Source organism: Citrobacter sp. RHBSTW-00986 (assembly GCF_013783065.1).
In the GTDB taxonomy this organism is placed as follows: domain Bacteria; phylum Pseudomonadota; class Gammaproteobacteria; order Enterobacterales; family Enterobacteriaceae; genus Citrobacter; species Citrobacter braakii.
Genome location: NZ_CP056200.1, coordinates 890,321 through 902,640, shown reverse-complemented (window position 1 = coordinate 902,640; position 12,320 = coordinate 890,321). Strand labels below are relative to the sequence as shown.

Annotated in this window: 11 protein-coding genes; 6 read left to right on the top strand and 5 right to left on the bottom strand. The window is 54.1% G+C overall.

Annotation, left to right across the window (positions count from 1 at the left end; genetic code table 11):
- Positions 1-270: 270 nt before the first annotated feature.
- The gene (gene rpiA, locus HV345_RS04485; protein ID WP_016154364.1) at positions 271-930 is read right to left on the bottom strand and encodes a ribose-5-phosphate isomerase RpiA; all 660 of its coding nucleotides are present in this window, start codon (positions 928-930) and stop codon (positions 271-273) included.
- A 170-nt stretch (positions 931-1,100) separates the two neighbouring features.
- Here rpiA and argP point away from each other — a divergent pair, with 170 nt between their 5' ends.
- The 5 genes from argP (at position 1,101) to HV345_RS04460 (ending at position 7,640) form a co-directional block, all read left to right on the top strand.
- Positions 1,101-1,994: a DNA-binding transcriptional regulator ArgP gene (gene argP / locus HV345_RS04480; RefSeq protein WP_003825477.1), complete on the top strand. Its 894-nt coding sequence runs from the start codon at positions 1,101-1,103 to the stop codon at positions 1,992-1,994.
- 226 nt (positions 1,995-2,220) lie between these two features.
- Complete coding sequence (scpA, locus tag HV345_RS04475) at positions 2,221-4,365, top strand: methylmalonyl-CoA mutase (RefSeq protein ID WP_181220820.1); 2,145 nt, start codon at positions 2,221-2,223, stop codon at positions 4,363-4,365.
- Positions 4,358-5,353 (top strand): methylmalonyl Co-A mutase-associated GTPase MeaB, encoded by a 996-nt coding sequence (gene meaB, locus HV345_RS04470; protein ID WP_047357829.1) that lies wholly within the window; start codon positions 4,358-4,360, stop codon positions 5,351-5,353. The genes scpA and meaB overlap by 8 nt, the downstream gene beginning before the upstream one ends.
- Positions 5,354-5,363: 10 nt before the next feature.
- On the top strand, positions 5,364-6,149 hold the full coding sequence (gene scpB, locus HV345_RS04465; RefSeq protein WP_049041966.1) for a methylmalonyl-CoA decarboxylase: 786 nt from the start codon (positions 5,364-5,366) through the stop codon (positions 6,147-6,149).
- A 24-nt stretch (positions 6,150-6,173) separates the two neighbouring features.
- Complete coding sequence (locus tag HV345_RS04460; protein WP_016154368.1) at positions 6,174-7,640, top strand: acetyl-CoA hydrolase/transferase family protein; 1,467 nt, start codon at positions 6,174-6,176, stop codon at positions 7,638-7,640.
- Here the strand turns inward: HV345_RS04460 and HV345_RS04455 are convergent.
- The 3 genes from HV345_RS04455 to argO all read right to left on the bottom strand — a co-directional run bounded on the left by HV345_RS04455 (position 7,637) and on the right by argO (position 10,171).
- Positions 7,637-8,533 carry a LysR family transcriptional regulator gene (locus HV345_RS04455; protein ID WP_016154369.1) on the bottom strand — a complete coding sequence of 299 codons (897 nt, stop codon included), beginning with the start codon at positions 8,531-8,533 and terminating at the stop codon, positions 7,637-7,639. The genes HV345_RS04460 and HV345_RS04455 overlap by 4 nt on opposite strands.
- A gap of 186 nt (positions 8,534-8,719) precedes the next feature.
- The gene (locus HV345_RS04450) at positions 8,720-9,442 is read right to left on the bottom strand and encodes an oxidative stress defense protein (protein ID WP_029139653.1); all 723 of its coding nucleotides are present in this window, start codon (positions 9,440-9,442) and stop codon (positions 8,720-8,722) included.
- A gap of 93 nt (positions 9,443-9,535) precedes the next feature.
- Entirely contained in the window at positions 9,536-10,171 is a 636-nt protein-coding gene (gene argO / locus HV345_RS04445; RefSeq protein ID WP_181636301.1) for an arginine exporter ArgO, read from the bottom strand.
- 200 nt (positions 10,172-10,371) lie between these two features.
- On the opposite strand from argO, the gene dctP reads away from it, so the two are divergent.
- Positions 10,372-11,418, top strand: a complete 1,047-nt coding sequence (gene dctP, locus HV345_RS04440) for a TRAP transporter substrate-binding protein DctP (RefSeq protein WP_181636300.1) — start codon at positions 10,372-10,374, stop codon at positions 11,416-11,418.
- A gap of 41 nt (positions 11,419-11,459) precedes the next feature.
- Here dctP and HV345_RS04435 read toward each other — a convergent pair whose 3' ends face one another.
- Entirely contained in the window at positions 11,460-12,320 is an 861-nt protein-coding gene (locus HV345_RS04435) for a small-conductance mechanosensitive channel MscS (protein WP_016154372.1), read from the bottom strand.

Here is a 12,320-nt window from a genome sequence, read left to right as displayed (position 1 = left end):
TCCCCGACCCTGTCTTTTTTTGTTCAAACTAATGTGTTGTGTGTGGGATTTTCATCCGTCTCTTCAACATATCAAAAAATAATATTGCGGCAATATGAACGTTTGCGTCGCCGTGCTGAAGAAATGTCATTCAACGGGAAATGTCAGAGGAAAATACTGGCGATAACTTTTTCTTTGGAGAGATCGGCAGGACAATATTATAAACGTGACACAAGTCACCAAATTTGCCCTGCCAAAATTTTTTTAACGGGAGAAGACGCTCCCGTCAGATCATTTTACGATAGTTTTCACGCCGTCAGGCGTACCGATCAGCGCGACATCCGCACCACGGTTGGCAAACAGGCCGACGGTTACCACACCTGGAATCGCATTGATGGCATTTTCCAGCGCGATGGCGTCGAGGATCTCCAGACCGTGCACATCGAGGATCACGTTGCCGTTGTCCGTCACGACGCCCTGACGGTATTCAGGACGACCGCCCAGCTTCACCAACTGGCGAGCCACAGCGCTGCGCGCCATTGGGATCACTTCGACCGGCAGTGGGAAGTTACCGAGAATATCGACTTCTTTAGACGCATCCGCGATGCAGATAAATTTCTTCGCCACGGAAGCAATGATTTTTTCACGGGTCAACGCTGCGCCGCCGCCCTTGATCATCTGCATGTGACCGTTGATTTCATCCGCGCCGTCAACGTATACGCCGAGGCTGTCCACTTCGTTAAGATCGAACACGTGGATGCCAAGGCTTTTGAGTTTTTCAGTCGATGCGTCCGAACTGGATACCGCACCTTCAATCTGACCTTTCATTGTGCCCAGCGCATCAATAAAGTGTGCGGCTGTTGAACCTGTACCTACGCCCACAATGGTGCCGGGCTGTACATACTGAAGTGCCGCCCATCCTACTGCTTTTTTCAGTTCATCCTGCGTCATGATCGTTTCGCCTGTGGTGTGAATATGGTGGGAAAATTCACGCGCATTATAGAACATTGTGCAGAAAAATGTCCCCACACCCGCTCGCAAGCGGCGGATTTCGTCTTTACCCAATCAAAAATTGTGTCATAGTGCAGAACAAGCAAAAATTTCAGGAGTGCGTCAAAGCAATGAAACGTCCGGACTACAGAACACTACAAGCACTGGATGCGGTTATTCGTGAACGAGGATTTGAACGCGCGGCGCAAAAGCTGTGCATCACGCAATCCGCGGTTTCACAGCGCATAAAACAGCTTGAGAATATGTTCGGACAACCGCTGCTGGTGCGCACCGTACCGCCGCGCCCAACGGAACAGGGACAGAAACTACTGGCGCTACTGCGCCAGGTTGAACTGCTGGAAGATGAGTGGCTGGGCGATGAACAAACCGGCTCGACGCCGCTTCTGCTTTCGCTGGCGGTAAACGCCGACAGTCTGGCGACCTGGTTACTTCCGGCGCTGGCCCCGGTACTGGCTAATTCACCGATTCGACTGAACCTGCAGGTTGAAGATGAAACCCGAACCCAGGAACGTCTGCGTCGGGGTGAAGTGGTCGGTGCGGTGAGTATTCAACATCAGGCGCTGCCAAGCTGTCTGGTGGATAAACTGGGCGCGCTGGACTACCTGTTTGTTGGCTCTAAACCTTTCGCCGAGCGTTATTTCCCAAACGGCGTCACCCGTTCCGCCCTGCTGAAAGCCCCGGCGGTCGCGTTTGACCATCTTGATGACATGCACCAAGCGTTCTTGCAACAAAACTTCGACCTACCACCGGGCAGCGTACCGTGCCATATCGTTAACTCGTCTGAAGCCTTCGTCCAGTTAGCCCGTCAGGGAACAACCTGCTGCATGATCCCACACTTACAGATTGAGAAAGAGCTGGAAAGCGGTGAGCTTATCGACTTAACGCCAGGCCTGTTCCAGCGTCGGATGCTATACTGGCACCGCTTTGCGCCAGAAAGCCGCATGATGCGCAACGTCACCGACGCGCTGCTGGCCTATGGCCACAACGTACTGCGTCAGGATTAATTCCTCGAACAGAGGCCGGATAGCGGCGTAACGCCTTATCCGGCCTACAAGCCTTTCCCCTCATTTCATGCTATTCCCGCCACGTCTTTGAAATACATCACAAAATAAAACACGCCACACGGCAAAAAACGACGTCCTGTTGGCTATTTTTTGCTGGCGACAAGCCAAATGAAAAAGCACACCGTATTCGCAAAGATTCAACTTATTGCGTAATACGGAGCAAAAAATGGCAAACGTGCAGGAGTGGCAAACACTCGCCAATAAAGAACTCAGTCGACGGGAAAAAACCGTTGAGTCGCTGGAAAGACAAACGGCGGAAGGGATTACAATCAAGCCGCTGTACACCGAAGCGGATCTCGATAATCTGGAAGTCACGGGCACCCTGCCCGGTCTGCCGCCTTACGTGCGTGGCCCGCGCGCCACTATGTATACCGCGCAGCCGTGGACGATTCGCCAATACGCCGGTTTCTCTACCGCCAAAGAGTCCAACGCCTTTTACCGCCGTAACCTCGCCGCTGGGCAAAAAGGGCTTTCCGTCGCCTTTGACCTTGCCACTCATCGTGGCTATGACTCAGACAACCCGCGCGTAGCGGGCGACGTCGGCAAAGCCGGCGTGGCGATCGATACCGTCGAAGATATGAAGGTGCTGTTCGACCAGATCCCGCTGGATAAGATGTCCGTTTCGATGACCATGAACGGCGCGGTGCTGCCGGTACTGGCGTTTTATATCGTCGCGGCGCAGGAGCAAGGCGTGACGCCGGAACAGCTCACCGGGACCATTCAGAACGATATTCTGAAAGAGTACCTGTGCCGCAACACCTACATTTATCCGCCAAAACCCTCCATGCGCATTATCGCCGACATCATCGCCTGGTGCTCAGGCAACATGCCGCGCTTTAACACCATCAGCATCAGCGGCTATCACATGGGTGAAGCCGGGGCAAACTGCGTACAGCAGGTGGCGTTTACGCTGGCAGACGGTATTGAATACATCAAGGCCGCGCTTTCCGCCGGACTGAAAATTGATGACTTCGCCCCGCGCCTGTCATTCTTCTTCGGCATCGGCATGGATCTGTTTATGAACGTCGCCATGCTGCGCGCTGCACGGTATCTGTGGAGCGAAGCGGTCAGCAGTTTTGGCGCGACCAACCCGAAATCTCTCGCTCTGCGTACCCACTGCCAGACGTCAGGCTGGAGCCTGACCGAGCAGGACCCGTACAACAACGTGGTACGAACCACCATTGAAGCGCTCGGCGCTACGCTTGGCGGCACCCAGTCTCTGCATACCAACGCTTTTGATGAAGCGCTCGGCCTGCCCACCGATTTCTCCGCCCGTATTGCGCGTAATACGCAGATCATCATTCAGGAAGAATCAGAGATCTGCCGCACCGTCGATCCGCTGGCCGGATCGTATTACGTCGAATCACTCACCGATCAAATCGTGAAGCAGGCGCGCACGATCATCAAGCAGATTGATGAGGCAGGCGGTATGGCGAAGGCGATTGAAGCCGGACTTCCTAAACGGATGATCGAAGAAGCGTCCGCGCGCGAACAGTCGCTGATCGACCAGGGTAAGCGCGTTATCGTCGGGGTGAACAAATACAAGCTGGATAAAGAAGACGACACGTCGGTGCTGGAGATCGACAACGTGAAGGTGCGCAACGAGCAGATTGCCTCACTGCAGCATATCCGCGCCACCCGCGACAATGATGCGGTTAAAACCGCGCTATCCGCGCTGACCCACGCCGCGCAGCAGAATGAAAATCTGCTGGCAGCCGCCGTCAACGCCGCCCGCGTTCGCGCCACGCTCGGCGAAATATCCGATGCGCTCGAGGCCGCCTTTGACCGTTATCTGGTTCCCAGCCAGTGTGTTACTGGGGTGATTGCGCAAAGCTATCACCAGTCCGACAAATCCGCCGATGAGTTCGATGCCATTGTTGCGCAAACTGAACAGTTCCTCGCAGAAAATGGCCGCCGCCCGCGTATTCTGATCGCCAAGATGGGTCAGGACGGCCACGATCGCGGTGCAAAAGTGATCGCCAGCGCCTACTCCGATCTCGGCTTCGATGTCGATCTCAGTCCGATGTTCTCCACACCGGAGGAAATTGCCCGTCTGGCGGTAGAAAACGATGTGCATGTCATTGGCGCATCATCGCTGGCGGCGGGTCATAAGACATTGATCCCGGAGCTGGTCACCGCGCTCAAAGGCTGGGGACGCGAAGACATTTGCGTCGTCGCCGGCGGGGTTATTCCGCCACAGGATTACGCTTTCCTGCACGAGCATGGCGTGGCAGCCATTTATGGCCCAGGCACGCCGATGCTCGACAGCGTCCGCGATGTGTTAACCCGTATCAGTAAACATCATGATTAACGCCACCACGCTTGAGGATACCGTCCGCCGCTTGCGACTCGGTGAACGGGCTACGCTCGCCCAGGCGATGACGCTGGTCGAAAGCAATCACCCGCGCCACCAGCCGCTGAGTACGCAATTGCTGGACGCGATTATGCCGTTCACCGGTAACGCCCTGCGTCTGGGGATCACCGGCACGCCGGGCGCAGGTAAAAGCACCTTTCTGGAAGCATTCGGCATGCTGTTGATTCGCCGCGGGTTACGGGTAGCGGTGATCGCCGTCGATCCCAGCAGCCCGGTCAGCGGCGGCAGCATTCTGGGTGATAAAACCCGCATGACGGAACTGGCTCGCGCAGAATCTGCGTTTATACGTCCGGTTCCTTCCAGCGGTCATTTAGGCGGCGCCAGCCAGCGCGCCCGCGAATTAATGCTGCTGTGCGAGGCGGCTGGCTTCAACGTGGTGATTGTGGAAACCGTCGGCGTTGGGCAGTCAGAAACCGAAGTCGCAGGCATGGTGGATTGCTTTCTCTCACTGCAAATCGCCGGCGGTGGCGACGATTTGCAGGGCATCAAAAAAGGCCTGATGGAGATGGCGGATCTGGTCGTCATCAACAAGGACGACGGTGATAACCGTACCAGCGTTGCCATCGCCCGCCATATGTACGAATCAGCCCTGCATATTCTGCGCCGCAAATATGACGAGTGGCAGCCGCAGGTTCTGACCTGCAGCGCCCTGGAAAAACGCGGCATTGAGGAGGTTTGGCAGGCGATAACCGACTTTAAAACGTGCCTTACCGCCAGCGGTCGACTGGAAAAAGTCCGCCAGCAGCAGGCGGTGGAATGGCTACACAAGCAGGCTGAAGAAGAAGCCTTGCATCTGCTGTTTGCTCGGGCTGATTTCGACCAGTATTTCCAGCAGACGCTGCTGGCCGTCAAAAACAATGATCTTTCGCCGCGCACCGGCCTGCGGCACATCAGCGAATTTATCCAGCATCATTACTTTCAATAAAGAGAACATTATGTCTTATCAATACGTCAACGTGGTCATCATCCAGAAAGTCGCGGTCATTGAGTTCAATTACGCCCGCAAGCTCAATGCCCTGAGCAAAGTGTTTATTGACGATCTGATGCAGGCGCTGAGCGACCTCAATCGTCCGGACATTCGCTGCATCATTCTGCGCGCCCCGAGCGGGGCCAAAGTGTTCTCTGCCGGGCATGATATTCATGAACTCCCCACCGGACGTCGCGATCCGCTCTCTTATGACGATCCGCTGCGTCAGATAACTCGTATGATCCAAAAATATCCGAAGCCGGTGATCTCCATGGTTGAAGGCAGCGTCTGGGGCGGCGCGTTTGAGATGATCATGAGTTCCGATCTGATCATCGCAGCCAGTACGTCTACCTTCTCCATGACCCCGGTCAACCTCGGCGTGCCCTATAACCTGGTGGGCATCCACAACCTGACCCGCGACGCTGGTTTTCACATCGTTAAGGAGCTGATTTTTACCGCCTCGCCCATCACCGCTCAACGCGCTATGGCGGTCGGGATCCTCAACCATGTCGTTCCAACCGAGGAACTGGAAGATTTCACCCTGCAAATGGCGCATCACATCTCGGAAAAAGCGCCGCTGGCAATCGCCGTCATCAAAGAAGAACTGCGCGTGTTGGGCGAAGCACACACCATGAACTCTGACGAATTCGAGCGCATTCAGGGCATGCGCCGCGCGGTGTACGACAGCGAGGATTATCAGGAAGGGATGAACGCGTTTATGGAAAAACGTAAACCTAATTTTGTTGGCCATTAATCACGTCCGACGAAGGAGACGGCCATGAAACGGATGAGCGCCGAACAGGCGGCAGAAATTATCCAGCACGATGATATGGTGGCGTTCAGCGGCTTTACCCCCGCGGGTTCGCCAAAAGCGTTACCCACCGCAATTGCCCAACGCGCCTGCGAACGGCATCAGGACGGGCAGCCTTTTCAGATCCGCCTGCTGACCGGGGCGTCAATTGGCGCCGCCGCTGATGATGCATTATCCGCGGCGGATGCCGTTTCCTGGCGTGCGCCTTATCAAACCTCATCTGGCCTGCGCGAGAAAATTAACCAGGGCCAGGTGAGGTTTGTCGATCTCCATTTGAGCGAAGTCGCGCAGATGGTTAATTACGGCTTTTTTGGCGATATCGATGTTGCCGTCATTGAAGCCTCCGCCATTGCGCCGGATGGCCGGATTTGGCTTTCCAGCGGTATTGGCAATGCGCCCACCTGGCTGCTGCGGGCGAAAAAGGTGATTATCGAGCTGAATCATTACCATAATCCACGCGTGGCAGAGTTTGCCGACATCGTAATACCCGGCGCACCGCCGCGGCGTAACAGCGTGCCCATATTTCATACCATGGATCGCGTGGGCAGTCAGTGCGTGCAGATAGACCCCAGGAAAGTGGTCGCGGTGGTGGATACCGAGCTGCCCGATGCCGGGAATGTGTCGGATAAAACCAATCCGGTCAGCCAACAAATTGCCGATAACGTCGTCACTTTCCTACTGGCAGAAATGGCGCACAAACGCATTCCAGCAGAGTTTCTGCCCTTACAAAGCGGCGTGGGCAATATCAATAACGCGGTAATGGCGAGACTGGGAGAGAATCCGGATATCCCGCCCTTTATGATGTATTCAGAGGTGTTACAGGAATCGGTGGTGCATCTGCTGGAAACGGGCAAGATCACCGGTGCCAGCGCCTCCAGCCTGACCATCTCAGCCCCGTCGCTACAGAAGATTTACGACAACATGGACTTCTTCGCCAGCCGAATTGTGCTGCGCCCGCAGGAGATCTCCAATAACCCGGAAATCATCCGTCGGCTGGGGGTCATTGCGCTCAACGTTGGGCTTGAGTTTGATATCTACGGCCATGCCAATTCCACGCACGTTGCGGGCGTGAACCTGATGAACGGGATCGGCGGCAGCGGGGATTTCGAGCGCAACGCCTACCTGTCTATCTTTATGGCGCCGTCGATTGCCAAAGGCGGGAAAATCTCAACCATCGTGCCGATGTGCAGCCATGTCGACCACAGCGAACATAGCGTTAAAGTGATCGTGACCGAACAAGGGATTGCCGATCTGCGTGGGTTATCTCCGATGCAGCGGGCGCACACGATTATCGATAACTGTGCGCATCCCCTTTACCGGGACTACCTGCACCGCTATCTGGAAAAAGCGCCCGGCGGGCATATCCATCACGATCTCAGCCATGCGTTCGATCTGCATCGCAACCTTCTCGAGACAGGATCGATGCTCGGTTAACTTGCCGTACCGTCACGATCTTCAGCAATATGCTGGAGCATGGTGCCGGTATAGCGATGATTTTTCAGCGAATAGAGAAACTCCTGCATATACATGGGGCTGCCGGGCGCGTCGAAATACTTTAGCGTCGACGGATTCACCAGCCGCCAGGCAAAATGAGGAATCACCGTCAAAAACTGCCCGCGCTCCACCGCGCTAATCTTGGCCATAAAGCTGTACGGACGGTAGATAATCGTCGGATTGATCCCACAGGGCCGCATATAAGCATCCAGCATCGCCTCAAAGTTGGCGCGATTCTGGAAGCGCATTTGCAGCCAGGGTAGCTCGCGCAGCAGATCCTGCGGCTGTTTCTCTTCGTAGCGCCGGGAAACGAGAAACCCCAGACGCAGCGGAGACAGTTCGCTGATCGCCAGATTTTCCAACTCTTGTACGCGGGGAGAAACGTGCTGTGGCGAGATAATGAAATCCAGTTTGCGGTCGAACAGATTATCAATCACCCCATTCTCACTGAATTCAACGGCCTGGGCCGTCACGCCGTCATATTTATCGCCAAGGCTAATCAACTGGTCAAAAATAATCGTTGGATAAGTATTATCGATACCGATGACGATTTCCCGCGAGCGACAAGAGGCGTTATGGATTTCGTTATCAATGGCAGAGAGGCGCTGGTAGACGGGAAACAGCTTCTGATACAGCTCCTGTCCGGCTTTATTCAGGCTGATGTTGTTATCTTTACGGGTAAACAGCGTATAGCCGATTTGATCTTCCAGTGCAGCAATGCTTTTACCGAAAGGCGATGCGGTCATATGTATTTTTTCTGCCGCTCTGGCGATGTTATTGGTTTGCGCCAGCAGAATGAAATTACGCATCTTTTTCGAGATAAAAATATCCATAGCGTCCCCTTAAAAATCGCTATGGCCTATCCTCATTACCACGAAAAAAAAGACTGGATGTGAGGTCTCATTTTTACAGTTGCTCACAGAAAAACCGGCTGGAATGTTTTATCGGCCTGATGAGACGCGTAAGCATCGCCATCAGGCTAAAAACTTGCCGGATGGCGACTTACGCCTATATCAAGACTACTTATTGGTTACTGTAGGCTCTATCTGGAAGACGACATCAACCTGATCGTCAAACTGAATAACCGGCTGTTCGTAGGTTTCCTGAGCAGAGGTTGCAGGCGCTGCATCTGCTTTCATCATCCGTACCATCGGGCTCGGTTGATAATTGGAAACGTGGTAACGCACACTGTAAACGGGACCCAGTTTGCTATTAAAGCCCGCGGCCAGCTGTTCAGCCTGATGAACAGCATCATCAATCGCCGCTTTACGCGCTTTGTCTTTGTAAGCATCCGGCTGGGCAACGCCCAGCGATACCGAACGAATCTCATTCAGACCGGCCTTCAGCGCGCCATCAAGCAGAGCGTTGAGTTTGTCCAACTGACGCAGCGTGACTTCAACGGTGCGCACTGCACGATAACCTTTGAGGATGCTTTTGCCGTTCTGGTAGTCGTAGTCCGGCTGCGTACGCAAGTTTGCAGCGCTAATGTCTTTCTTCGCTATCTGGTTCTGTTCAAGGAAAGACAGATATTGCGCCACGCGCTCATCGGCCTGCTTCTTCGCGGAAGCCGCATCCTTTGCAGCAACGTTCACTTCAATCGCCAGGGTGGCGATGTCTGGTGTTGCATCTACGCTTGCCGTTCCGGAAGTCACGATGTGCGGTCCATTTGGCAACTCATTTGCCTGTACCGATAGTGCGCTGAATCCGACTAATGCCGCCAGGGCCATTATTTTGAACTTCACGGTCGTTCCTCCATGTTTCATTAATTACCCCAAAACTCAGGGCACATGCAGGCAAGCTTAGCCGATCTCGCTGCGTTGTCCATCAGACAACACTTAGTTGAACAGCGCATGAACGTGCGCAACACCTTCTTTTGCCAGCTGAAAAGCGATAAACCACATCACTAATCCTACCAGCGTATTGATGATGCGCTGTGCTTTCGCAGTTCGCAGACGCGGTGCCAGCCAGGCCGCCAGCAATGCCAGACTGAAGAACCACAGGAACGAAGCGCTGACGGTTCCCAGTGCAAACCAGCGTTTAGGCTCAACGTCCAGTTGCCCCCCCAGACTCCCGAGCACCACAAAGGTATCCAGGTAAACATGTGGGTTGAGCCATGTCACCGCCAGCATAGTGGCGATAATTTTCCAGCGCCCCTGCTTCATCACTTCGGCGCTGGCCAGTTCCAGATTACTGCTCATCGCCGTTTTTAGCGCACCGAATCCGTACCAGAGTAAAAATGCGACCCCGCCCCAGGTGACCAGCGCCATCATCCATGGCGACTGCATCAGCAAGGCGCTACCGCCGAAGATACCCGCGCAAATCAGCACTAAATCGCTGATGGCGCAGAGTAAAGCAATCATGATGTGATACTGACGACGGATCCCCTGATTCATCACGAAGGCATTTTGTGGACCAAGCGGAAGTATCATGGCTGCACCAAGCGCAAGCCCTTGAAAATAGTAGGATAACATGTAAAGCATCTCACATAATTGTCTTGTGGGCAGACTATACTGCGCGGGATTCATTAGAGGAAATGGATAATATTAATCAGTAATTAGCATTATTAATAATACCGCGCACACTCCCCTCCATATTCAGTCTCGGACAATAGCGATTGTGCGTTACCCGAGGTATGCTGAAAGATAAATCTGTCTATACCAAAGGAATGGGTATGAAGCATAACGCGAACATTTTTCTCTTCTGTGCCTCGCTGATAGTTACCAGTTTGTGGCCCACTGTCGCCAGCGCAGACAGAACGCTGCGCTATACCGATCACGAGCCATATGGCAACATGCGTACCCGGCTCATAAAAGAGACTTTTTTTCGCGCGATCGAACAAGAGTCGCTTGGACGTTTGAAAATCGACTCTCACTGGAACGGCGAGCTGTCCACCAGCTATGACGCCTTAAAAACGATCGGCCAGGGCAGCGTGGCGGATATGGGGATCGTGGTCCCTGAGTACACGCCCGAACAACTGCCGCGACACCAGATTTTTAAGAGCTTCCCCCTCGGACCGGGCCGTGGTGAAGCGCAGGTTAACGCCTTTCAGCGGATTTTCCGCGAGTATCGCCAGTTTGGTCGCGAGCTGGAAAACAACAATCTGGTGAATCTTCAGTTTTTCCTCGGCTATCCGGTTGGATTTTTTACGACCAGGCCGAACGTCGATTTGGCACAGCTGAATGCAAGCCAATGGCGGACCGCCAGCTTTTGGCATCAATCATTTTTACGCAACGCGGGCGGCGTGCCGGTCAGCATGCCATGGAATGAAAAAATTACCGATGCGCTTCAGACCGGACAGCTTGACGGCCTGATGGTTAACCTCGACAGCGGAGATGATATCCATGCCCAGCGGGCGGCCCCCTATATTCAGCTCTCCCCTTCGCTCTGGCTCGGACACGTTTATCTTCTGGTGATGAATAAAGACGTCTGGGATAGCCTGGATGTGAAAGATCGCGCAGCCATCAATCGGGCCGCCGCCATGACGCAAAAGCGTATTGGCGCAGTGCAGGACGCAAGCCTGACCGCAATGGCGAAAAAGATGGCAAAAGAGGGCGCACACGTTCACTACCTGAGCAACAGCGAGCTGAATGCGTGGCAAGCCGCTACCGGTTATCAGCACGTTCAGGCCGAATGGATTGCTCAACAGGAAAGTAAAGGAATAAGCGATGTTGGCGAGCTGATGCAGGGTGTCAGCGCAATTCTTAACAAGACGAGATAAATCAACGCCCGCCTCTCTCTGGCGGGCGTTTTTAGCTGAAGTTACTCGGTCGCGTTCTCTTTCACGCGTTTAAAGTTCACATCCATCTGCGGGTACGGGAAGCTGATACCGTTGGCGTCAAACTCGCGCTTAATACGCTCCAGTACATCCCAGTAGACGCTTTGCAGATCGCTGCTGTTACTCCAGACACGTACGACGAAATTAATCGAGGAAGCGCCCAACTCATTCAGGCGTACCGTCATTTCACGGTCTTTTAGGATGCGATCTTCAGACTGGATGATATCAGTGAGGATTTTTTTCACCTGATCGATATCGGAGTCGTAGGCCACGCCGATAATAAATTCGTTACGACGGACCGGCTCGCGAGAGAAATTAATGATGTTCCCGGCAATGATTTTACCGTTTGGGATCACCACAATCTTACCGTCTACGGTACGCATAGTTGTGGAGAAAATCTGCACGTTAAGCACGGTTCCCGCAACGCCGCCAAGGTCTACATATTCACCCGCGCGGAACGGACGGAACATCACCAGCAGCACGCCTGCGGCGAGGTTGGACAGCGACCCTTGCAGTGCCAGACCGACAGCTAAACCTGCAGCACCGAGAACGGCGATCACGGAGGCAGTTTGCACCCCAACGCGACCCAGCGCGGCAATCAGCGTGAAAGCGATAATACCGTAGCGCACCAGTGCAGAAAGAAAGTCGGCAACGGTGGCATCAATTTTACGCGCCAGCATCAGGCGATTAACGGTGTTTGATACGATACGCGCCACGATCATACCGATAATGACAATCGCGATGGCCGCAACGATGTTGACGGCATAGCTCAACAGTAGCTCCTGATTGCGGACCAGCCAGGTGCCCGCACCGTTTATGCTGTCGACAACATTCAAATCTTCCAT